A 20,465-nucleotide genomic window follows, 5' to 3' on the forward strand; every position below is an offset into this window, starting at 1 on the left:
ATCCCGAGAGGAGGGTCCATTCATGAACAAGATTAGCATTGTGGGTATCGATCTCGCCAAGCACGTCTTCCAACTGCACGCCATCGATGCACACGGCCGCAAGGTCTTCGGCAAGTCGGTGAGCCGCCAGCAACTGCGCCTGACACTGAGCCAGATGCCGCCGTGCCGGGTCGCGATGGAAGCCTGTGGTTCGGCCCATTATTGGGCGCGTGAGATCCGCGCGATGGGGCATGACGCGCTCCTGTTGCCGCCCCAGGCCGTGAAGCCCTTCGTCCAGGGCCACAAGAACGACGCCCGCGATGCGGCGGGGATCGCCGAGGCGGCGGCGCGTCCCGCCACGCCCCACGTGGCCATCAAGACCGAGGCGCAACAGGCGCTTCAGGCCATACATCGGGTACGCACACGTCTGGTTCGCGAGCGCACGGCGATCGGCAATGAGTTGCGCGGTCTGATGGGCGAGTTCGGACTCGTGGTGGCCCAGGGCCACGCGGTGCTTCGCCAGGGCGTCGCCCGAGAGTTGATCGAGCGACACCGCGAGCGACTGGGTAGCGCCCTGTGCCTGCTGCTGGAAGACCTGATCGCCCAATGGCGTGACGTGGACGAGCGGCTCAAGGGTTATGACAAGCAGCTGATGGCACTGGCCAAGGCCTCGTCGGATGCCGAACGGCTGATGAGCGTGCCCGGCATCGGTCCGGTCAATGCCACGCTGTTGCTGAGCCATCTGGGCGATCCCCGGCGCTTCCCCAACGGCCGCCAGTTCAGTGCCTCGATCGGTCTGGTACCGCGGCAGTTCTCCAGTGGTGGCAAGGCGCGGTTGAAGGGCATCACCAAACGGGGCAACGGCGAGGTGCGACGCCAGTTGGTGCATGGGGCCCGGGCGGCCTTACGCCAGTTCCAGCGCCAGGCGGCTCCCGACCGGCTGGCCCGTTGGGTCTGTGAGCTGGCGGCACGCGTGGGCCAACGCAAGGCGATCGTGGCGCTGGCCAACAAGCTGGCCCGTATCTGTTGGTCCGTGCTGGCTCATAGCCGGCCTTATCAGCCTCAGGGCCAGGTGATCTGAGGGCCGGACGGGAAGAAAGGCAAGAAGCGCAAGCGGATACAGAAAAGCGTTTTCCGAGGTTGCGCGGGCAAGTTGCCTCGATGACATGGTCGGCAAGACCGGCTCTCTGGCACACTGATAATTCGCTAGGCCCGTTGGAGGCCGTGTGGGAGATAAGAGGCCAGAGAGCGCGCATTCCATCAGGGCCCGGCGCCGCAGGCGCCACAAGAGGCCGGATATAAGCGTGCAGTCTCACCTCATGTCTCGTCGCTGCTGGCTTGCACAACGGGACGGGTCCATATAAGCGAATTCATTTGCGATGCTGACGGCTCGGTGCCGGCGACGTCGGGAACAAGTTCCCTCCCACGGTCATTCTGCTCAGGCTTTCGGGAGCCTTGCTGGGGGAGCGAAGTTATTCGCGACGTTTGCCGCGCGACAGGATCGCGTCGAGCACGGCATCGAGGGTCTCGTACTCGAAGCGGAAGCCGGCGTCGAGCAGCCGGCGCGGGCGCATGTCGGCGCCGGTGAGCAGCAGCCGCGACATCTCGCCCAGCGCCAGCTCGAGCAGCGGCGCCGGCACCGTCATCAGCGCCGGCCGGTGCAGATGCCGGGCCAGGCTGCGCGTGAATTCGGCGTTGGTCACCGGCTGCGGGGCCGAGGCGTTGAACGGCCCGCTCAGGGTGTCGTGTTCGAGCAGGAACTCGATACTGCGTACGTGATCCTCGCGGTGGATCCAGGGCATGAACTGACGGCCGTTGCCGAGGCGCCCGCCCAGCCCCAGCTTGAACGCCGGCAGCATCTTGGCCAGGGTGCCACCCTCGGCGTCCAGCACCAGTCCGGTACGCAGCAACGCCACCCGCACGCCCAGCGGTTCGGCCTCGAGGGCCTGGCGCTCCCACTCGGCACACAAGCGATGAGCGAACTCTTCGTTGGGCGAGGTCTGCTCGTCCACCGTCCGCTGGCCCTGGTCGCCGTAGTAGCCCATCGCCGAGCCCGAGACCATGACCCGCGGCGGTGTCTCGAGGCGCCCGCACAGGTCGACCAGCTCGCGGGTAATGGCCACCCGCGAGTCGACCAGCCGGCGTTTCTGGGCCTCGCTCCAGCGCCGCGCGGCGATCGGCTCGCCGGCCAGGTTGACGATCGCCTCGGGAGCGGCGTCGACGAAGTCGAGCACGTTGCGACGCACCTCGGCCGTATCCGGCAGCACGCGACGCGCCGCCTCGGGCTGGCGCGATACCACCCGCAACTCGTGGCCCTGGCGAGCGAGCCTCGCGCACAGCCGGCGCCCCACGAAACCGCTGCCGCCCGTGATCAGAATGCGCATGCCACCTCCCTGCTCGCTGCGTTACCGGGTTATACAGACGTTATACGTCTTTGATAGTCTAGATGCAGCGATGCGGCCCTGCCCAGCGTCCCGATGCCCTACTACCGACAAGGCCCGAGACGCCGTCAAGGAGACTCTCATGAACGATGCCCTGATCCTGCTCGCCCACGGGTCCCGCGACCCGCGCTGGCGGGCCCCCTTCGACAACCTGGCCGCGGCACTGGCCGAACACCTCGAGCGCCCGCTGCGACTGGCCTACATGGAGCTCTGCGAGCCCTCGCTGGAAAGCGTCGCCGCCGAGCTGGACGCGTCGGGCTGCCGACGCGCCGAGGTGCTGCCGCTGTTCTTCGCCGCCGGTCGCCACCTGCGCGAGGACGTGCCCGGGCAGATCGCGGCACTGCACGGCCAGCACCCCTCGCTGGCCCTGGAGCTGCTGGCGCCGGTGGGCGAGCATCCGGCCTTCGTCGATGCCCTGGCGGGGATCATCGAAGGACGCGCCGCAACGGAGACGGACGACTTTTGACTGGACAAAAATTGTACATTGAGGTTGCCTTGTACAGGCATCTGACCCATCCTGATCATCGAAACCAGCGGGGTGCTGCACGCTTTCCCGCTGCCGACGCCCCGAGCGAGCGACGGCGTCACGCTATTGAAGAGGCCGAGTGCGCATGACCGACAAGCCGATGGACCCGAGCGGCGCTCCGCTGTACCCGATCCGGGAGGTGTCACGCCTGACCGGCGTCAATTCCGTGACCCTGCGGGCCTGGGAGCGACGCTACGGTCTGATCCGCCCTCAGCGCACTCCCAAGGGGCATCGCCTCTATGCGCGCAACGACATCCAGCGCGTCGAACGCATCCTGCAGTGGCTCAATCGCGGCGTGCCGGTCAGCCAGGTGCGGGACCTGCTCGAACAGCCCGAAGCGCCCGAGGCCCCCATCGACGACAGTGGCGACTGGGCAGCCCAGCGTCGGCAACTGATGGCGAGTATCGAGGCCCTGGATCTGGTACGCCTCGAGGCCCTGTACAACCAGAGCCTGGCGCTCTATCCCGTCGCCACCTGCCTGGCCGAGCTCTGGGAGCCGGCGATCGGCGAACTCGAGGAACACTGGAGCGACCAGCTCGGCGCCACCCTGCAGCGCCGCACCCTGGAAAGTTTCCTGCGTACGCGGATCGGAACCCGGCTCTATCACGCCAACCTCGCCAGCGCCGGGCCGGTGCTGCTCGTCTCGCGCCTGCCCGACGACCCCGGCGCCCTGTGGTCATTGCTGTTCGCGCTGCTCGCCGCCGATGCCGGCTTTCGCGTTCAGCTCTTCGACACACCGCTGCCGCTCGGCGAGTGGCCGCTGGCGGTGGAACGCCTCAAGGCCGGCGCGCTGGTGCTGGTCAGTGGGCAGGCCGAGCGCAACGAGTTGATCCGGCGCCAGTTGCCGCGCCTCGCCGAGCAGCTCTCGGTGCCGGTGTGTCTGGTCGGGCCGGTGACGCGGATCCGCGCCAGCGAGGTCGAATCGAGCGCCCTGGAGGCGCTCGGCGAGCTGCCGACCGTGGCGATCGAACGGTTGCGCCCCCTGGTTACCTGACACCGTCCCTCTCGCCGGCAAGGAGCGCCGCCATGGCCCGGCAACTGATGTGGTTCCGCAGCGACCTGCGCACCCTGGACAACACCGCCCTGGCCGCCGCCGCCCGACGCGGACCGGTGATCGCGGTGTTCCTGCACTGCGGCGATCAGTGGCGGGAACATGGCCACGGCGCCAACAAGATCGACTTCCTGCGCCGCGGCGTCGAAGCGCTGGCCGAGGCGCTGGCCGGGTTCGACATTCCCCTGCTGCAGCGTGACATCGGGCGGTTCGATGCCGCGCCCGAGACCCTGCTCGCCCTGGCCCGCGAACACGACATCGACGCCCTCCACTTCAATCGCGAGTATCCGCTCGACGAGCGCCACCGCGACGAGGCGGTCGCGCGCACCCTGGGCGAGGCCGATATCGCGGTGCACGGCTATACCGACGCCGTGGCCTTCGAGCCCGGCGAGCTGCTCACCGGCCAGGGCCACTACTACAGCGTGTTCACCCCGTTCGCCAAGGCCTGGCATCGCCAGATCGATGCCCAGCGCCTGGCGCTGCGCGACACCCCCGATGCCCAGACGCGCCTGTCGCTCGAGCGCGAGCCGCTCCCCGAGGCCCCCGCCTGCGACGACACCGCGGTCGACGCCACGCTGTGGCCGGCCGGCCAGGAGGCCGCCGCCGATCGTCTCGAACGCTTCCTGCGCTACCGCGTCCGCCACTACGACGAACAGCGCAACTTTCCGGAAACCCGCGGCACCAGCGAACTCTCGCCCTATCTGGCCCTGGGCATGATCTCGCATCGCCAGTGCCTGCAGGCGGCGATGGCCGAGAACGGCGGGCACCTCGCCGACGGCGACCGCGGCCTGACCAGCTGGGTCAACGAACTCGTCTGGCGCGAGTTCTACCGGCACATCGTCGTCGGCTACCCGGACGTGTGCCGCCACCGCCCCTTCCAGCAGCACACCGAGCAGCTCGCCTGGCGCGACGACGAGACGGCCTTCGCCGCCTGGTGCGAAGGGCGCACCGGCTACCCGCTGGTCGACGCCGCGATGCGCCAGCTGGTGCAGACCGGCTGGATGCACAACCGCCTGCGCATGCTGGTGGCGATGTTCTTGACCAAGCACCTGCTGATCGACTGGCGCCAGGGCGAGGCCTTCTTCCTGCGCCATCTGGTCGACGGCGAGTTCGCCGCCAACAACGGCGGCTGGCAGTGGGCCGCCTCGACCGGCACCGACGCCGCGCCCTACTTCCGGATCTTCAATCCCACCACCCAGGCCAGGCGCTTCGATCCGGACGGCCGATTCATCGCCGATTACCTGCCCGAGCTCGCTGACCTGCCGGCCAAGGCGCGCCATGCCCCGCCACGGGACGCCTTGAACGGGCATGACTACCCGGCACCCATCGTCGACCACAAGGCCGCCCGCGCGCGCGCGCTGGACGCCTTCAAGGCGCTCAGCCGCGACTGACCCCAGCCCCGCCCCGGAGGACCATCATGCGCGACGACCCGGCGCTGGAGGCGTTCTGCGCCTTTTTCGAAAAACTCGACAAATCCTATACAAAATATTTGTACAGGGCCTACACTGAGGACGTGGACTTTTGTGATCCGCTACACCACATCCGGGGTCGCGATGCGCTGGAGCGCTACTTCGCCGCCCTCTACGAACGGGTCGAGGAATGCCGTTTCACGTTCGGTGACCGACTGCGCGATGGCGATCTGGCCTTCGTCGCCTGGACGCTGCATCTCGTGCATCCGGCCCTGGAACGCGGTCGTACCGTGACGGTGGAGGGCTGTTCGCGATTGCGCTTCCGGGCGACCGCCGACGGCGAGCGGGTCTGCGAGCACCGCGACTACTTCGATGCCGGCGCACTGCTCTACGAACACGTCCCGCTGCTCGGCGGCGCAATTCGCCAGATCAAGCGCCGCCTGGCCTGACACCGCGATACTCACGGCGACGAGGAAAAACACCATGCAGGGACTTTCCGGCCAACGACGCATCTGGCTGACCGGCGCCAGCTCGGGAATCGGCGAAGCGCTGGCCCGACGCCTGCTCGAGCAGGGGCACCGGGTGGCCCTGAGTGCGCGCCGGCGCGAACCGTTGGAGGCGCTGGCCGAGGGCCAGGCCCGGGCCCTGGTGCTGCCCTGCGACATCAGCGACCGCGATTCGCTGCGCCAGGCGGCACAGGGCATCGACGAGGCCTTCGGGGGCCTCGACGTGCTGCTGCACGTCGCCGGCACCTGTGAATACCTCGACGCCCGTCGTTTCGACCTGGACCTGGTCGAGCGGGTCCTCGACGTCAACCTGAACGGCGCCCTGCGCACCATCGATGCCACCCTGCCGCTGCTGCGCCGGGGTCGCGACAAGGACGCCGAGCCGCCGTTGCTGGCGGCGGTCTCCAGCGCCGCGGCCTACCTGCCGCTGCCCCGCGCCGAGGCCTACGGTGCCTCCAAGTCGGCCCTCAGCCACTTCCTGGAATCGCTGCGCCTCGACCTCGCCGACGAGGGGATCGACGTCAGCGTCATCCACCCCGGCTTCGTCGCGACACCGCTGACCGAGCGCAACGACTTTCCCATGCCGATGCGCATCGACGCCGTCAGCGCCGCCCGGGCGATTCTCGACGGCCTCGAGCGCCGCTCCCGGGACATCCACTTTCCCAAGCGCTTCACGGCCCTGGTGAAGCTCGCCGGCATCCTGCCGCCGGCGCTGCGCTTTCGCCTGGGGCGGCGCCTGACGCGCGCCGGCGACTCCCGCCAGGAGGCGTCTCGATGAGTGCGGCGCAGCGCATCGCTGTCATCGGCAGCGGCATCAGCGGCATGGCCGCCGCCCACTACCTGTCGCAGCGTCACCGGGTCTCGCTGTTCGAGGCCGGCCCGCGTCTCGGCGGGCATACCGCGACCGTGGACGTCGAGCTCGGCGGCCGGCCGTTCGCCGTGGATACCGGCTTCATCGTCTTCAACGACTGGACCTATCCCCATTTCCAGCGCCTGCTCGGCGCGCTCGACGTCGAGGCGCAACCCACCGAGATGAGCTTCTCGGTCCACGAGACGGACCGTGACTTCGAATACAACGGGCATACCCTGGCCTCGCTGTTCGCCCAGCGCCGCAACCTGGTGAGCCCGCGCTTCTATCGCCTGCTCGCCGACATCCTGCGCTTCAACCGTCAGGCCCAGCGCGACCTGGCAGAAGGCCGCCTCGACGCCGCCACCACGCTCGGCGACTATCTCGCCCGCGGTGGCTACGGCGACGACTTCCGCGACCGGTACCTGCTGGCCATGGGCGCGGCGATCTGGTCGGCGAGCAGCGCCGATCTGGCGGCCTTCCCGCTGACCTTCTTCGTGCGCTTCTTCCGCAACCACGGCCTGCTGTCGCTCGGCCGCCGACCGCAGTGGTATACCCTGCGCGGCGGCTCGCGGCGCTACATCCCGGCACTGACCCGGCCCTACCGCGAGCGCATTCACCTCGACTGCCCGGTCACCGCCGTGCGCCGCGACCCGGAAGGCGTGACGCTCGCCACGCCGCTGGGCGCCTCGCGTTTCGATCAGGTGGTGCTGGCCTGCCACGCTGATCAGGCGCTGGCGCTGCTCGCCGATTCGAGCCCCGCCGAGCGCGAGATCCTCGGCGCGCTGCCCTACCGCGACAACGACGTCGTCCTGCACACCGACACCCGGCTGCTGCCGCGTCGGCGGCGCGCCTGGGCGAGCTGGAACTATCGCCTCGACGGTCGTGGTGACCAGGCCCGCGCCGCCGTCACCTACGACATGAACCGGCTGCAGCGCCTCGACGCGCCCGAGACCTTGTGCGTGACCCTCAACGCCGACGACGCCATCGACCCGGCGCGCGTCCTCGGCCGCTATCGGTACGCCCACCCGCAGTTCACCCTCGCCGGGCTGACCGCCCAGGCGCGCCACGCGATGATCTCGGCACCGGCGCTGCGCACCCACTACTGCGGCGCCTACTGGCGTTACGGCTTCCACGAGGATGGCGTGTGGAGCGCGCTGCGCGTCGCCCGGGCCCTGGGCTGCGACGAGGACGACCGCGTCCATGCTGCGCCGGGTCGCACGGAGATACCGGCATGATCGCCGCCCCGCACAGCCGCATCTACCGGGGCGAACTGCGCCATCGCCGTTTCCTGCCGCGGGCACACGCCTTCCGCTACCGGCTGTGGATGGCCTGGCTCGACCTCGACGAGCTGCCCGAGCTGTTCGACGGCGTGCCCGGTTACAGCGCCCGACGCCCCGCCCTGGCGCGCTTTCGCCGCGCGGACTACCTGGCGCCCCACGACCTGCCGCTGGCCACGGCCGTGCGCCGGCGGCTGGCCGAACGGCTCGGCGAGACGGTGGCCAGCCGCGCCGACGGCCGGATCTGCATGCTCACCCAGTTGAGGATCGGCGGCGTGAGCTTCAACCCGATCACCCTCTACTACGCCTACGACCGCGCCGGCCGGCTGCGCGCCCTGCTCGGCGAGGTCACCAACACGCCCTGGGGCGAGCGCGAGAGCTACGCCTGCGACGTGACCCCCGAACGCCACCTGCACGCGGCGTGCTTCGACAAGACGCTGCACGTCTCGCCGTTCAATCCCATGGACATGCGCTACCGCTGGCGCTTCAACACCCCGGACGCGCGGCTGATGATGCACATGGAGGCCTGGCGCGACGAGCGGCGACACTTCGACGCCACCCTGACGCTGGACGCCCGGCCGGCGACCCGCGGCGCGCTGCTCGCCGCCCTGGCCCGCCAGCCCTGGCAGAGCCTGGCCACGCTCGCCGCCATCCACTGGCAGGCGCTGCGCCTGTGGCTCAAGCGCGTGCCGATCCATGACCATCCCGGGGGCCGCCAACCGCCCGGGAAACGCCCCGAGGAGAGCTCGTCGTGACATCGCTTCGTTTTGCACCCCAGCGGTGCCCGTGTACCGGCGGCCGGCTGATGCGCTGGCTCAAGCCGCGCCTGATCGCCCAGCTCGACCGCCTCGAGGGCGGCTTCATCCATCTCGTCGACAACGGCGAGTATCGCCGACTGGGCCGTGGCGGGACCCTCGAGGTCAGCGTGACGCTGCACCGCGAACGTGCCTGGCGGCGGCTGGCCCTGGGCGGCACCGTGGGCGCCGCCGAGGCCTACATGGACGGCGACTGGGACAGCGACGACCTGGTGACGCTGACCCGGCTGTTCGCGCTCAACCTCGAACGGGTCAACGGCGAGGTGGAGCGCGGCAGCGCGCGTTTCGCCCTCTGGCTGGCGAGCGCCGTCTACGCCCTGCAGCGCAATACCCTGGGCGGGGCGCGGCGCAACGTCAGCGCCCACTACGACATCGGCAACGCACTGTTCGCGACCTTTCTCGATCGCGAGCATCGCATGTATTCCAGCGCGCTCTTCCCCGACCCCGAAGCCAGCCTGGAGACCGCCTCGACCCACAAGATCGAGCGTCTGCTCGACCTGCTCGACGTGGGGCCCGACAATCATCTGCTGGAGATCGGCACCGGCTGGGGCGGGCTGGCGTTGCACGCCGCCCGCACCCGCGGCTGCCGGGTGACCACCACGACGATCTCCGCCGAACAGTACACCTTCGTCGCCGCGCGTATCGCCGAGGCCGGTCTCGAGGACCGCGTCACCCTGCTCAAGCAGGACTATCGCGAACTCGCCGGGCGCTTCGATCGCCTGGTCTCGGTGGAGATGATCGAGGCGGTGGGACACCAGTACCTGGATGCCTACCTGACGACCCTCGACCGCCTGCTCACCGACGACGGCCTGGCGGCGCTGCAGGCGATCACCATCCGCGACCAGCGCTTCGAGGCCGCCAAGCGCGAGCGCGACTTCATCAAGCGCTATATCTTTCCCGGCGGTTTCCTGCCATCGCCGACGGCGATTCTCGCCGGCCTGACCCGGCGCACCTCGCTCAACGTGCTCGCCTTCGAGGAGATCGGCCCGCACTACGCCCGGACTCTGCGCGAATGGCGCAGCCGCTTCGAGGCGAATCTCGACACCGTCCGCCGGCTCGGCTACGACGAGCGCTTCATCCGCATGTGGCGCTACTACCTGAGCTACTGCGAGGGCGGCTTTCGCGAGCGCACCATCGGCACCTGCCAGATGCTGCTCGCCAAGCCCGGGGCGCGCCGCGCGCCACTGACCGGCGCCCCGTGACCCCCGCCGCAACGCTCTGCAACGTCGCCGCCTTCCAGCTCGGCTGGTTGACCTGTGTGCTCGGCGGCAGCCTGGCGGGAGCGGCGGTGACGGCGGCCGTGCTGGCCGGGCATCTGCGCTGGCTGGCACGCCCCGGCGAGTGGCGGCTGCTGGCCGGCTTCGCCCTTGTGGGGCTGGTCGTCGACGGCGGCCTGACGCTGGCCGGCGGGTTCGTCTTCGCCGGCCCCGCGTGGCCGATTCCGCTGTGGCTATGGCTGCTGTGGCCGCTGTTCGCGACCCTGGTGAACCATTCGCTGGCCTGGCTGTGGCGGCACCCCTGGCTGGCGACGGCCTGCGGGGCGAGCGGCGGCGCCCTGTCGTACTGGGGCGGCGCACGCCTGGCGGGGGTCGAGCTGGCGCCGTGGCTGCTGCCCGCGGAGGCGATCGTCTGGGGGCTGATCTGCCGGGGTTGCGCCGGCAAGCGGGGGGGTCAGACGGTCTGCGAGGCGTTGAGGTAACGGGCTTCGATCGCCTCCACCGGCTCGGGTCGGGCGAACAGGAAGCCTTGCGTGTAGGGGCAGCCGTATTCGAGCAGGAAGTCACGCTGTGCGATGGTCTCGACGCCCTCGGCGACGACATCGAGGTTGAGGCCGCGCGCCATCGCCAGCACCGCCGAGACGATCGCCGCATCGGCGACGTCGTCGGGCAGCGCGCGGATGAAGGCGCGGTCGAGCTTGAGCTTGTCCACCGGCAGCCGCTTGAGATAGGCCAGCGACGAATAGCCGGTGCCGAAGTCGTCGATGGCGATCTCGTGGCCCTGGCGGCGCAGCGCCTCGAGACGCGGCGAGACGTCGCCGGCGCGTTCGTCGAGCAGCACCGATTCGGTGAGCTCGAGGCCCAGCTGCTGTGCCGGCACCCGATGACGCGCCAGCGACGCGGCCAGGCGCGATTCGAGATCCCCCTGGATCAACTGCAGTGCCGAGATGTTGACCCACACCGGGACCCTGGGCATGCCGTTGGCCCGCCAACTGGCAAGCTGGGCCACGGCGCGCTCGATGACCCAGTTGCCCAGCGCCGACATCAGCCCGTGACGCTCGGCGAGCGGGATGAAATCGCCCGGCGAGATCATGCCCTGTTCGGGGTGGCGCCAGCGCAGCAGCGCTTCCATGCCGACCAGCGTGCCGTCGTTCAAGCGGTGCTGGGTCTGGTAGTGCAACTCGAGCTGATCGCCCTGGGCCAGCGCGCGGCGCAGTTCGTTGACCAGCGCCAGTTGTCGGTCGCCCTCGACTTCCAGTGACGGCCGAAAGCGCCGGTCGTGGTTGCGGCCGTGACGCTTGGCGGAGTACAGCGCCGACTCGAGGCGCTGGAACAGCACGCCCGAGTCGTTGCCGTCGTCGGGGGCCCGGCAACTGCCGATGGTCAGCCCCAGGCGCAGCGAATTGTCGCTGATCTCGAAGGGCTCGCTGAGATGGTCGCGCAACCCGGCGATCCACGCCTCGTGATCGTCGAAGGTGGTGGTGCGGATGACCATGAACTCGTCGCCGCCCAGCCGGCCGACCACGCCACCGGCGACGAACGCCGCCAGCCGCTGGCCGAAACGTGCCAGCAGCCGGTCGCCGCAGTCGACCCCGAGGGCATCGTTGATCGACTTGAAGCCGTCGATGTCGACCAGTGCCAGATCGAGCCCCTCGCCGGCACGCAGGCGGTTCAGTCGCGAGGTCAACAGGTCGTGCAGCCGGCGGCGGTTGGGCAGCCCGGTCAGCGGGTCCTCGAAACCGACCCGGCGCAGATCCTGCTCGCGGGCCTTGTGACGCGAGATGTCGGTGAACAGGCCGACGTAGTGACCCACGCGCCCCTTCCTGTCGGGACAGGCCTGGACGCGCAGCCATTCGGGGTATTGATCGCCGTGCTTGCGCTGGTTCCAGATCTCGCCTTCCCAGCGCCCGGTGGCCTGCAGGGTCTGCCAGTAACGCTCGTAGAAGGCCTTGTCGTGACGCCCGGAGGACAGTGTCGAGGCATCGAGGCCGAGGACCTCCTCGCGGGTGTAGCCGGTGATCTGGGTGAAGGCGGGGTTGACGCTGACGATGCGGTTGCGACGATCGGAGATCACCACGCCGTCGCCGGAGAGCTTGAGCGCCTCCTCGCTGAGCAGGCGGCGACGATGCTCGCGCTTGATCTGGCGCCAGCCGTCGACCAGCGCGACCACGATGACGGCCAGCGCCGCCAGGCGCAACGACGCCAGCGGCAGCCAGAGCATGGCCGCCAGCGCCGCCAGTCCCATCCACGTCGTCGGCCGGTTAAGCGAAAAGGGGGGCCACATGTCGTCTCGTCATGTTCGATTCACAGTCGCGTGCGAAAAACCAAAGGCATCATGCCCCGCCCGGGAAGCGCTGCGCAAGCCGGACGCGTCCAAAGGCGCGTTGCGCCGTGGTTTCGCGCCCACTAGCCTAGGGGCCCGGCGTGCATTCACTTCACGCTGCCAGTAGACTAGGCGCGTCGCGCAGGCTGCGGGACACAACAATTCTGACTCTCGGAACGACTCAGTGACCAAGCAACACTCCTTTAGCTACGAAGAACTGCTGGCGTGCAGCCGCGGTGAACTCTTCGGTCCGGGCAATGCCCAGCTACCGGCTCCCAACATGCTGATGCTCGATCGCATCGCCAACATTCAGGAGACCGGCGGCGAACACGGCAAGGGCGAGCTGATCGCCGAGCTCGACATCCATCCGGACCTGTGGTTCTTCGCCTGCCACTTCCCCGGCGACCCGGTCATGCCCGGCTGTCTGGGACTCGACGCCATGTGGCAGCTGGTCGGCTTCTACCTGGGCTGGCTGGGCCATCCCGGGCGGGGACGCGCACTGGGCTGCGGCGAGGTCAAGTTCTCCGGCCAGATCCTGCCGGACGCCGGCCAGGTCACCTACCGCATCAACATCAAGCGGGTGATCACCCGGCGGCTGATTCTGGGTATCGCTGACGGAACCGTGTCGGTCGATGGCCGCGACATCTATCAGGCCAACGACCTGCGTGTCGGTCTGTTCACCTCCACCGCGAATTTCTGATCAGGAGGCTTCCATGAGACGAGTGGTAGTCACCGGCCTGGGCATCGTTTCCTGCCTGGGCAATGACCAGCACCAGGTTCTGGACGCGCTCAAGGCCGGACGCTCCGGCATTCGCTTCAAGGACGACTACGCCGAACGCGGTTTCCGCAGCCACGTGGCCGGCGTGGTCGACATCGACCTCGACGCCCTGGTCGATCGCAAGCAACGCCGTTTCATGGGTGACGCCGCGGCCTACGCCTACGTGGCCATGGATCAGGCGATCGCCGATGCCGGCCTGGAAGCGGCCCAGGTCTCCAACGAACGGACCGGGCTGATCGCCGGTTCCGGCGGCGCCTCCAGCGCCAACCAGGTGGAAGCCGCCGACATCCTGCGCGAGAAGGGCCTGCGCCGCGTCGGCCCCTACCGCGTCACCCGCACCATGGGCAGCACCGTCTCCGCCTGCCTGGCCACGCCGTTCAAGATCAAGGGCGTCAACTACTCGATCTCCTCGGCCTGCGCGACCTCGGCGCACTGTATCGGCAACGCCGTCGAGCAGATCCAGCTCGGCAAGCAGGACGTGGTGTTCGCCGGTGGTGGCGAAGAGGAGCACTGGACCCTGTCGTGCCTGTTCGATGCCATGGGCGCGCTGTCCACCGGCTACAACGAGGCCCCCGACAAGGCCTCGCGCCCCTACGACAAGGGCCGCGACGGCTTCGTCATCGCCGGCGGCGGCGGCATGGTGGTGCTCGAGGAACTCGAGCACGCCAAGGCGCGTGGCGCGAGGATCTATGCCGAGGTGGTCGGTTACGGGGCGACCTCGGACGGATACGACATGGTCGCCCCGTCCGGCGAGGGCGCGGCGCGCTGCATGCGTCAGGCCATGGCCACCGTCGACGGCGACATCGACTACATCAACACCCACGGCACGTCGACGCCGGTCGGCGACGTCGCCGAGCTCAAGGCGATCCGTGAGGTGTTCGGCGATGCCACGCCGGCGATGAGCTCGACCAAGTCGCTCACCGGCCACTCGCTGGGCGCCACCGGCGTGCAGGAGGCGATCTACTCGCTGCTGATGATGGAGAACGGCTTCGTCACCGCCTCCGCCAATATCGAGGCGCTGGACGATCAGGCGGAAGGCTTCGACATCGTCACCCAGCGTCGCGACGGCGTGAACCTGGAGCGGGTGCTGTCCAACAGCTTCGGCTTCGGCGGCACCAACGCCTGCCTGGTGCTGCAGAAGTATCGCGACTGAGCGACGACACACCCGCCAGACTGAAACACCCGGCCGTAGAGCCGGGTGTTTTGCATTGTGATGACGGCGTCATTAGCGACGCATCCGCCAAAATCTCATCGGTCGATCACACCGACACCGCCTTCTGCTCGGCGGCGGAGGCCGGTCGCGGCACCTCGGATATCTCGGCCAGCCGCGCCTCGATCCACTGCTCGACGTCGACGAGCACCGCCTCGGGCGTGCGGCCCTCGGTGGCGATCGGCGGCCCCACGATCACCGACAGCCGGCCCGGGTTCTTGACCCAGTGGCGCCCCGGCCAGCGCTCGCCGGCATTGTGCGCCACCGGCAGCACCGGCACCCCGGCACGGCAGGCGATCACTGCCCCGCTCTTGTTGTAGCGCCGCCGCTGCCCGGGGTCGACCCGCGTACCCTCGGGGAAGATCAGCACCGACAAGCCGTCGCGCAGGCGCTGCGTCCCCTGCGTCAGCACCTGCTTCATGGCGCGTGCCGGCCGCGAACGGTCCAGGGCGATGGGATGCAGCAGGCGCAGCGCCCAGCCGAACAGCGGCAGGCGCAGCAGCTCCTGCTTGAGCACGGTGCACACCGGCGGCTTGAGAATCTGCAGGAACAGGGTCTCCCATTCGCACTGATGGTTGGCGAGGACCACCACCGGCCCCTCCGGGACGTTCTCGCGCCCTTCCACCGTGTAGCGCACCCCGCAGGTCCAGGCGAACCAGACGACGATGAAATGATTGTAGAGATTGAGAAAGCGATAGCGCCCCGCCAGTGGCAGCAGCGGGGCGATGGGCAGCGCGATCACGCCGAAGACCAGGATCGCCAGGAAGTAACCGATATAGAAGACGACACTGCGCAGGGCGTTCATGACGCCTCCTGGGCCTGGTAGGCCTGACACCAGGAATCCAGCATGCGTCCCAGCTCCAGCCGCCAGGGCTTCTGGTGCACGCCGAAGGCGTCCAGCACCCGCCGACAGTTGAGCACCCGGCGCAGCGGCTGGTCGTGGTGATGGTTGAGCGCCTTGAGCGTGCCGAGCTCGGCGGGGCGGCCCAGCCCCTCGAGTCGCGTCGCCAGTTGGGTGCGCACCACCGAGGTGAAAGTGTAGGCGCTCACCGGCTCGGTCCCCGCCAGGTGGTAGGCGCCCCAGGCATCGGCGCCGCAGTCGAGCTGCTGGAGCATGCCGATCAGCGCCAGCGCGGCGGCGTCCGCCGAGGTGGGACAGAAGATGACGTCCTCGGCGGCCCGCACCTCCTGGCCGGCCATCAGGGTGTCGATCAGCTCCGTCAGCCAGGCGCCACGCCCGTCGAGGGCGAACAACGGCCCCAGACGCACGATCAGATAATGGGGCAGGCCGGCACGAATCCGGTCGCCGGTCTTGACCAGCCGACGCAAGCTTTCATCGCGGGGCTCGGGGATCACAGGCTCGTCGATGGGCGCGTCGGCGCCATCCTCGTAGAGTTCGTCGGCGACACACCAGACCAGCGGCACCCGGGCCTGCTGGCAGAACTCCAGACACGCTTCGACGGCCTCGGCATGTGACGTCACCGAGGCCGGCGCGACCTGACTCGGCCGCACCAGCGGCGGAATCAACACGGCATCCGGAGCCACGTCGGCCAGCCGCTCGGGGTCCAGCGCGACCCCCTCCTCGATGACCAGCTCGGTATCCCCGCGCCGGTTGGCCTCGCGGGCCAGCGCCAGACTCAGGCAATGGCCGGCATCCAGAATCAACAACTTCACGGCGCTTCCTTTTCGTTTGACTCGGCTTCCACCGTTCATGGACGGCGGGCTCGTGCGTGACGTTGGCCTCATGCTGCCATATTTGGCGGCGTTTTCATCGACGGCGCATTGCGGCACGCTACGCACAACCGCCACCCTCTCGACACTCCCAGGAGATGCCATGTCTGCCCCGGATCGCTCCCCGCAACAGCCCGCTCAATGTCTCTGGCAAGGTCGCGCCCGGCTCGGCGAAGGCCCAATGTGGTCCACCGAGCTCCGTTGCCTGCTGTTCGTCGACATCCTCGGCAGCCGCCTGATGAGCCACGATCCGGATACGGGCGAGACCCGGGCCTGGGACCTCGACGAGGCCTGCTGCTGGCTCGTGCCCCACGCCGACGGCGGCTTCGTCGCCGGCCTGCGCTCGCGACTGGTTCACCTGACACTCGAGCCGCAGGGCCCGCGGATCCTGGAAACGCTCGCCACCCCGGTCGCCGCGACACCGGGTCACCGGCTCAACGACGGCAAGGCCGACCCGCGGGGGCGACTGTGGTTCGGCATCATGGACGTGCGCGAGCAGGAGGCCAGCGGCTGCCTGCTGCGCTACGACGCACGCGGCCTAGCCAGCGTCGACACGCCCTACACCGTGACCAACGGCCCGGCGATCAGCGCCGACGGCACCACGCTCTATCACACCGACAGTCCGGCCCGCACGCTCTACGCCTTCGACATCGATGCCGAAGGCGATCTCGTCGACAAGCGCGTTCACCTGCGCTTCGGCGAGGCGGACGGCTTTCCCGACGGCATGACGCTCGATGCCGAAGGCGGACTGTGGGTCGCGCACTGGGACGGCGGCCGCGTCACGCGCTTTCTGCCCGACGGCCGCCGCGACCGGGAGATCGTCCTGCCCGTCTCCCGGGTCACTTGCTGTACCTTTGGCGGCGACGACCTCGCCACGCTGTATATTACCACCGCCGCCGTGGGCTGCGACGATCAGCAACTCGCCGGCGCGCTGTTCGCCGTCCGCCCCGGGGTGCAGGGGCTGGCGCCGTGCGCCTATCGGCCCTGAGCCGACAGGGCACGAGGCGACATCGTGCACTTCACCGTGCGCGACAAGTGTCTCTATCGACACATCGAACGGGATATCGGGCATGATGCCCTCGGCGCGGGGCGGCTACTGAAACGCCGATGATACCAAGCCGACACTCGGACTCACTCGGTGTCAGCATTCACTTACCGAAAACAGGCATTTTCAGACGGGCTCACATAACACAGGTTCAGGAACCCGCTGACCGGGGAGGCGTATTCTGCCCGCGATGCTCCCGGAATGGCGGGCCGGGGATGGCGCGCCGAGGAGCTTTCCGCCAGTGATAAGGAGATCAGGATGAGCGAAGAAAACGGCTATTTCGAACCCCAGGCACACCAGGTGGAGCCCGGCGAAATGCGGGCTTTCGGCGTGCCGATCTGCAGCCGTCATGCCCGCGCCAATGAGCTCTGCGAGATGCTGCGCTTCGTGCAGGACGTCGCCACCCAGGGTGCAGCCGCCCACCTCAAGCAGGTGCTGTTCGATTCCGACAGTGGCGTGTGCCACATCGACGTCGACGAGAGCGCCCCGCTGTACGGTCGCGTCGAACACCAGGTACAGAAGGCGGCGCGCAAGCACCTGTCGCGCTTCACCCTGTGCGGCGACAACGAACTCGGCGAGACGCTGGCATCCACCATGGTTTCTCAGCCCACCCCGGACGACTGGCAAGACCCGGTGGAAAGCCTCGAAGGTGCCAGCCAGCCCTCCACGACCGACGATGAGCCGCAGGCCGCCTGCCACCATCCCAGCGCCTGACGAATCGCATCCGGCAAGCCAGCACTCGAACGCCCGCCCTTGGGCGGGCGCCTTGCCCGTCAACGCCTCTTGCCCCGGCACGCGCCGGGGCCCCACCGTGAGTGAATCCGGGTCGGAATTCTCGCCTGCTCCGGAAAACGCCACTACCTGAGGTCTTCACCACGGGGCCTCGTCGGCGAACAAGGCCTGGCGGCGGAGGTATGCGTCAGATACGAAAAAAGCGCCCTGAGGCGCTTTTTTCATGGGTGTTGGTGGAGGCGGCGGGAATCGAACCCGCGTCCGCCGGCACTCGCCCTTCGGCTCTACATGCTTAGTTTCGTCGTTTGATTTAACGATGATGGCTCCGACGAACAGGATCCATCACCGCGATTCCTCAGAGAGTTTAACGGTTGGCGTGAAGACGCCACCAACCGCGATCCTGTTAGCTTTAGCTCGTATCCCCTCGGCGATGAACAGGCACATCGCGTTGGGGCCAGGCTAACTACCGGCAGGTTTTAAGCTGCCAGAGCGCCCTGAGCGTAGTTGTCGTCGTTTGCGACTATTTTTTCGCAGCGTTGGATTTACGAGATACGCTACGCTCTCGGCATGCACCTTAGGGGTTGTCACCGGCGTCGAAGCCATGTCGCCCCCGTGGAACGCTGTCATTCTAACAGGTGGGGATCCCGCGAGGCCAGATCAAGGAGCGAAATCAATTATTTTCGCGCATGATCCGCGCCTTCTGGCGGTCCCAGTCGCGCTGCTTCTCGGTGGCACGCTTGTCGTGCATCTTCTTGCCCTGCACCAGGGCCAGTTCGCACTTGATCAGGTTCTTCTTCCAGTACAGCTTGAGCGGCACACAGGTATGGCCCTTGTCCTGAGTCCGCGAGAAGATCCTGGCGATCTCCTTGCGATGCAGCAACAGCTTGCGAGTCCGCGTGGGGTCGGCGAGCACGTGGGTACTGGCCGTGTTGAGCGGCGTGATGTGGCTACCCAGCAGCCACGCCTCGCCATCCTTGATCAGGATGTAGGTGTCGGTCAGCTGAGCCTTGCCGGCACGCATGCTCTTGACCTCCCAGCCCGCCAGCGACAGGCCAGCCTCGAAGGTCTCTTCGATGTGATACTCGAAGCGTGCCTTCTTGTTGAGGGCGATGACATTGCTGCCCGCCTTGTTGGCTTTCTTCTTGGCCATGGAACCTCTGTATCGATGTCGGGTGTCGCTGACCCCTCCAAGATGGGGACAGGCGTGTTACCATTCAAGGGCTTGGCGCAAAGAACGACCATGATACGCCCAAGCCCCAGTCAAGTCAGCGGAGAGGTGCATGCCCACGGTCAATCGGTCCGCACTGGTGCGGCATTCCGCCCAGACCATGTTCGATCTGGTCAACGATTTCGAGAGCTACCCCGAGTTCCTGCCGGGTTGTCGGCGCGCTCGTCTGCTGGAAAGCGACAGCGACCACTTGATCGGTGAACTGACCCTGGCCAAGGCCGGCGTGGAGCAGAGCTTCACCACACGCAACGACCTCTACGCGCCGGAACGCATCGAACTGTCGCTGGTCAGCGGGCCTTTCAAGCGTCTGCAGGGCCAGTGGCTGTTCACCCCCATGGGCGAGGATGCCTGCAAGGTGGCGCTGGAGATGAACTTCGAGTTTTCCAACCGCCTGCTGGGCGTCGCCTTCGGCAAGCTGTTCAGCCAGGTCGCCGGCCAGCTGGTGGATGCCTTCACCCGACGCGCCGACGATATCTATGGACGCCACTGACACCTCGACGCTGAGCGTCGAGGTCGCCTTCGCCCTTCCCCAGCAGCAGGCCGTCGTGTCGCTATCGGTGCCGCCCGGCACCACGGCGCGCGACGCGGTGCGTCAGGCATGCCTGGAACGTCACTTCCCCGATCTGCCGCACACGACCTTCCTGCAAGCCGACCTGGGCATCTTCGGCAAGATGTTGCGCGACCCGGAGCGGCACGTGCTGCATGCCGGGGATCGCGTCGAGGTCTACCGCCCACTGCTCATCGACCCCAAGCAGGCCCGCCGTCAGCGGGCCGCCAGGGGCGACGAACACCGCTGACCCTGCCTTACGGAGCGGTATCGCCTTCGATGGTGCGGGTGGCCGGCTCACCGCCCTGGGGCCCCCGGTTCGGCGTGGTATCGAGCAGGTTGCCGGTCATGGTGTTGCTCTCGACGGCCGGGCCCGGGCCGCTCTCGGCTTTCAGGTCGACATCCTTGTCGATGTCGCCGGCGGTTTCCATGTCGACCAGCCGATCATTGGCGAAGGTCAGGGTCAGGCGCTTGTAGACCGTCCCGCCATAGGCCTTGTCGAGCATGAAGACGTAGTCCCACTGGTTGGCCTCGAAGGGTGCCTCGAGCAGCGGGCTCCCCATGACATATTGTACCTGCTTGCGGGTCATTCCCGGCTCAAGCTGGGCCAGCATGTCCTGGGTGATCAGGTTGCCCTGGGGCAGGTCGCGCTTGTAGACACCGAAGTAGCTGCAACCGCCGACCAGGCCGAGAGCGAGTGAAAAGATGACTGTTTTGATCAGGTTTTGCATTTGGGCCCGTTCTTCACTATCGTTGCTTTGGTCGATCATAACCGACCCACCACGATACTGCGAAGAGTA

22 protein-coding genes and 1 other RNA gene are annotated in these 20,465 nt (G+C 68.0%); 16 read left to right on the forward strand and 7 right to left on the reverse strand.

The window, feature by feature from the left end:
* Positions 1-22 precede the first annotated feature (22 nt).
* Positions 23-1,060, forward strand: a complete 1,038-nt coding sequence (locus tag KGR00_RS10900) for an IS110 family transposase (protein WP_224424105.1) — start codon at positions 23-25, stop codon at positions 1,058-1,060.
* 391 nt (positions 1,061-1,451) lie between these two features.
* On the opposite strand, the gene KGR00_RS10905 is transcribed toward KGR00_RS10900, so the two are convergent.
* Positions 1,452-2,363 (reverse strand): TIGR01777 family oxidoreductase, encoded by a 912-nt coding sequence (locus tag KGR00_RS10905; RefSeq protein ID WP_224418632.1) that lies wholly within the window; start codon positions 2,361-2,363, stop codon positions 1,452-1,454.
* Between the two features lie 70 nt (positions 2,364-2,433).
* On the opposite strand from KGR00_RS10905, the gene KGR00_RS10910 reads away from it, so the two are divergent.
* The 9 genes from KGR00_RS10910 (at position 2,434) to KGR00_RS10950 (ending at position 10,553) form a co-directional block, all read left to right on the forward strand.
* Positions 2,434-2,886 (forward strand): CbiX/SirB N-terminal domain-containing protein, encoded by a 453-nt coding sequence (locus tag KGR00_RS10910; RefSeq protein WP_224418631.1) that lies wholly within the window; start codon positions 2,434-2,436, stop codon positions 2,884-2,886.
* A gap of 145 nt (positions 2,887-3,031) precedes the next feature.
* Positions 3,032-3,940 carry a MerR family transcriptional regulator gene (locus KGR00_RS10915; RefSeq protein WP_129140878.1) on the forward strand — a complete coding sequence of 303 codons (909 nt, stop codon included), beginning with the start codon at positions 3,032-3,034 and terminating at the stop codon, positions 3,938-3,940.
* Between the two features lie 32 nt (positions 3,941-3,972).
* On the forward strand, positions 3,973-5,388 hold the full coding sequence (phrB, locus tag KGR00_RS10920; RefSeq protein WP_224418630.1) for a deoxyribodipyrimidine photo-lyase: 1,416 nt from the start codon (positions 3,973-3,975) through the stop codon (positions 5,386-5,388).
* A 26-nt stretch (positions 5,389-5,414) separates the two neighbouring features.
* Positions 5,415-5,855 carry a nuclear transport factor 2 family protein gene (locus KGR00_RS10925; protein ID WP_224418629.1) on the forward strand — a complete coding sequence of 147 codons (441 nt, stop codon included), beginning with the start codon at positions 5,415-5,417 and terminating at the stop codon, positions 5,853-5,855.
* Between the two features lie 34 nt (positions 5,856-5,889).
* Complete coding sequence (locus KGR00_RS10930) at positions 5,890-6,690, forward strand: SDR family NAD(P)-dependent oxidoreductase (RefSeq protein ID WP_224418628.1); 801 nt, start codon at positions 5,890-5,892, stop codon at positions 6,688-6,690.
* Positions 6,687-7,997 (forward strand): FAD-dependent oxidoreductase, encoded by a 1,311-nt coding sequence (locus KGR00_RS10935; RefSeq protein ID WP_224418627.1) that lies wholly within the window; start codon positions 6,687-6,689, stop codon positions 7,995-7,997. The genes KGR00_RS10930 and KGR00_RS10935 overlap by 4 nt, the downstream gene beginning before the upstream one ends.
* Entirely contained in the window at positions 7,994-8,794 is an 801-nt protein-coding gene (locus KGR00_RS10940) for a DUF1365 domain-containing protein (RefSeq protein WP_129140873.1), read from the forward strand. Before KGR00_RS10935 ends, KGR00_RS10940 begins: the two co-directional genes overlap by 4 nt.
* Positions 8,795-8,844: 50 nt before the next feature.
* On the forward strand, positions 8,845-10,056 hold the full coding sequence (locus KGR00_RS10945; protein WP_224419847.1) for a cyclopropane-fatty-acyl-phospholipid synthase family protein: 1,212 nt from the start codon (positions 8,845-8,847) through the stop codon (positions 10,054-10,056).
* Positions 10,053-10,553, forward strand: a complete 501-nt coding sequence (locus tag KGR00_RS10950; RefSeq protein WP_224418626.1) for a DUF2878 domain-containing protein — start codon at positions 10,053-10,055, stop codon at positions 10,551-10,553. Before KGR00_RS10945 ends, KGR00_RS10950 begins: the two co-directional genes overlap by 4 nt.
* On the opposite strand, the gene KGR00_RS10955 is transcribed toward KGR00_RS10950, so the two are convergent.
* Positions 10,526-12,355 carry a GGDEF domain-containing phosphodiesterase gene (locus tag KGR00_RS10955; protein WP_129140871.1) on the reverse strand — a complete coding sequence of 610 codons (1,830 nt, stop codon included), beginning with the start codon at positions 12,353-12,355 and terminating at the stop codon, positions 10,526-10,528. The two genes, KGR00_RS10950 and KGR00_RS10955, sit on opposite strands and share 28 nt — an antisense overlap.
* A 223-nt stretch (positions 12,356-12,578) precedes the next feature.
* Between KGR00_RS10955 and fabA the strand changes: the two genes are divergently transcribed.
* Complete coding sequence (gene fabA, locus KGR00_RS10960; RefSeq protein WP_129140870.1) at positions 12,579-13,094, forward strand: 3-hydroxyacyl-[acyl-carrier-protein] dehydratase FabA; 516 nt, start codon at positions 12,579-12,581, stop codon at positions 13,092-13,094.
* 13 nt (positions 13,095-13,107) lie between these two features.
* On the forward strand, positions 13,108-14,325 hold the full coding sequence (gene fabB, locus KGR00_RS10965; protein WP_129140869.1) for a beta-ketoacyl-ACP synthase I: 1,218 nt from the start codon (positions 13,108-13,110) through the stop codon (positions 14,323-14,325).
* A gap of 106 nt (positions 14,326-14,431) precedes the next feature.
* Here the strand turns inward: fabB and KGR00_RS10970 are convergent, their stop codons facing one another.
* Positions 14,432-15,187 (reverse strand): lysophospholipid acyltransferase family protein, encoded by a 756-nt coding sequence (locus KGR00_RS10970; RefSeq protein WP_129140868.1) that lies wholly within the window; start codon positions 15,185-15,187, stop codon positions 14,432-14,434.
* Positions 15,184-16,056 carry a sugar nucleotide-binding protein gene (locus tag KGR00_RS10975; RefSeq protein WP_129140867.1) on the reverse strand — a complete coding sequence of 291 codons (873 nt, stop codon included), beginning with the start codon at positions 16,054-16,056 and terminating at the stop codon, positions 15,184-15,186. The genes KGR00_RS10970 and KGR00_RS10975 overlap by 4 nt, the downstream gene beginning before the upstream one ends.
* 160 nt (positions 16,057-16,216) lie before the next feature.
* On the opposite strand from KGR00_RS10975, the gene KGR00_RS10980 reads away from it, so the two are divergent.
* Entirely contained in the window at positions 16,217-17,101 is an 885-nt protein-coding gene (locus KGR00_RS10980) for an SMP-30/gluconolactonase/LRE family protein (protein WP_224418625.1), read from the forward strand.
* A gap of 315 nt (positions 17,102-17,416) precedes the next feature.
* On the forward strand, positions 17,417-17,872 hold the full coding sequence (locus KGR00_RS10985) for a hypothetical protein (protein WP_224418624.1): 456 nt from the start codon (positions 17,417-17,419) through the stop codon (positions 17,870-17,872).
* A gap of 249 nt (positions 17,873-18,121) precedes the next feature.
* On the opposite strand, the gene ssrA is transcribed toward KGR00_RS10985, so the two are convergent.
* Both ssrA and smpB read right to left on the reverse strand, forming a co-directional pair.
* Positions 18,122-18,502, reverse strand: a transfer-messenger RNA (tmRNA) gene (ssrA, locus tag KGR00_RS10990).
* Positions 18,503-18,560: 58 nt separating this feature from the next.
* Positions 18,561-19,040 (reverse strand): SsrA-binding protein SmpB, encoded by a 480-nt coding sequence (gene smpB / locus KGR00_RS10995; protein WP_129140864.1) that lies wholly within the window; start codon positions 19,038-19,040, stop codon positions 18,561-18,563.
* 130 nt (positions 19,041-19,170) lie between these two features.
* Between smpB and KGR00_RS11000 the strand changes: the two genes are divergently transcribed.
* On the forward strand, positions 19,171-19,608 hold the full coding sequence (locus KGR00_RS11000; protein ID WP_224418623.1) for a type II toxin-antitoxin system RatA family toxin: 438 nt from the start codon (positions 19,171-19,173) through the stop codon (positions 19,606-19,608).
* Positions 19,595-19,915, forward strand: a complete 321-nt coding sequence (locus KGR00_RS11005; RefSeq protein WP_224418622.1) for an RnfH family protein — start codon at positions 19,595-19,597, stop codon at positions 19,913-19,915. Before KGR00_RS11000 ends, KGR00_RS11005 begins: the two co-directional genes overlap by 14 nt.
* 7 nt (positions 19,916-19,922) lie before the next feature.
* Here the strand turns inward: KGR00_RS11005 and KGR00_RS11010 are convergent, their stop codons facing one another.
* Positions 19,923-20,396 carry an outer membrane protein assembly factor BamE gene (locus tag KGR00_RS11010; RefSeq protein WP_224418621.1) on the reverse strand — a complete coding sequence of 158 codons (474 nt, stop codon included), beginning with the start codon at positions 20,394-20,396 and terminating at the stop codon, positions 19,923-19,925.
* Positions 20,397-20,465: the final 69 nt, after the last annotated feature.

The sequence above is a fragment of the Modicisalibacter sp. MOD 31.J genome, from assembly GCF_020147985.1.
Classification (GTDB): Bacteria; Pseudomonadota; Gammaproteobacteria; order Pseudomonadales; family Halomonadaceae; genus Modicisalibacter; species Modicisalibacter coralii.

Excerpts from the sequence above, each read along its gene's own strand:
- KGR00_RS10900 (WP_224424105.1), top strand. The coding sequence starts at position 23 with ATGAACAAGATTAGCATTGTGGGTATCGATCTCGCCAAGCACGTCTTC.
- KGR00_RS10905 (WP_224418632.1), bottom strand. The coding sequence starts at position 2,363 with ATGCGCATTCTGATCACGGGCGGCAGCGGTTTCGTGGGGCGCCGGCTG.
- KGR00_RS10910 (WP_224418631.1), top strand. The coding sequence starts at position 2,434 with ATGCGGCCCTGCCCAGCGTCCCGATGCCCTACTACCGACAAGGCCCGA.
- KGR00_RS10915 (WP_129140878.1), top strand. The coding sequence starts at position 3,032 with ATGACCGACAAGCCGATGGACCCGAGCGGCGCTCCGCTGTACCCGATC.
- phrB (WP_224418630.1), top strand. The coding sequence starts at position 3,973 with ATGGCCCGGCAACTGATGTGGTTCCGCAGCGACCTGCGCACCCTGGAC.
- KGR00_RS10925 (WP_224418629.1), top strand. The coding sequence starts at position 5,415 with ATGCGCGACGACCCGGCGCTGGAGGCGTTCTGCGCCTTTTTCGAAAAA.
- KGR00_RS10930 (WP_224418628.1), top strand. The coding sequence starts at position 5,890 with ATGCAGGGACTTTCCGGCCAACGACGCATCTGGCTGACCGGCGCCAGC.
- KGR00_RS10935 (WP_224418627.1), top strand. The coding sequence starts at position 6,687 with ATGAGTGCGGCGCAGCGCATCGCTGTCATCGGCAGCGGCATCAGCGGC.
- KGR00_RS10940 (WP_129140873.1), top strand. The coding sequence starts at position 7,994 with ATGATCGCCGCCCCGCACAGCCGCATCTACCGGGGCGAACTGCGCCAT.
- KGR00_RS10945 (WP_224419847.1), top strand. The coding sequence starts at position 8,845 with ATGCGCTGGCTCAAGCCGCGCCTGATCGCCCAGCTCGACCGCCTCGAG.
- KGR00_RS10955 (WP_129140871.1), bottom strand. The coding sequence starts at position 12,355 with ATGTGGCCCCCCTTTTCGCTTAACCGGCCGACGACGTGGATGGGACTG.
- fabB (WP_129140869.1), top strand. The coding sequence starts at position 13,108 with ATGAGACGAGTGGTAGTCACCGGCCTGGGCATCGTTTCCTGCCTGGGC.
- KGR00_RS10970 (WP_129140868.1), bottom strand. The coding sequence starts at position 15,187 with ATGAACGCCCTGCGCAGTGTCGTCTTCTATATCGGTTACTTCCTGGCG.
- KGR00_RS10980 (WP_224418625.1), top strand. The coding sequence starts at position 16,217 with ATGTCTGCCCCGGATCGCTCCCCGCAACAGCCCGCTCAATGTCTCTGG.
- KGR00_RS10985 (WP_224418624.1), top strand. The coding sequence starts at position 17,417 with ATGAGCGAAGAAAACGGCTATTTCGAACCCCAGGCACACCAGGTGGAG.
- smpB (WP_129140864.1), bottom strand. The coding sequence starts at position 19,040 with ATGGCCAAGAAGAAAGCCAACAAGGCGGGCAGCAATGTCATCGCCCTC.
- KGR00_RS11000 (WP_224418623.1), top strand. The coding sequence starts at position 19,171 with ATGCCCACGGTCAATCGGTCCGCACTGGTGCGGCATTCCGCCCAGACC.
- KGR00_RS11005 (WP_224418622.1), top strand. The coding sequence starts at position 19,595 with ATGGACGCCACTGACACCTCGACGCTGAGCGTCGAGGTCGCCTTCGCC.
- KGR00_RS11010 (WP_224418621.1), bottom strand. The coding sequence starts at position 20,396 with ATGCAAAACCTGATCAAAACAGTCATCTTTTCACTCGCTCTCGGCCTG.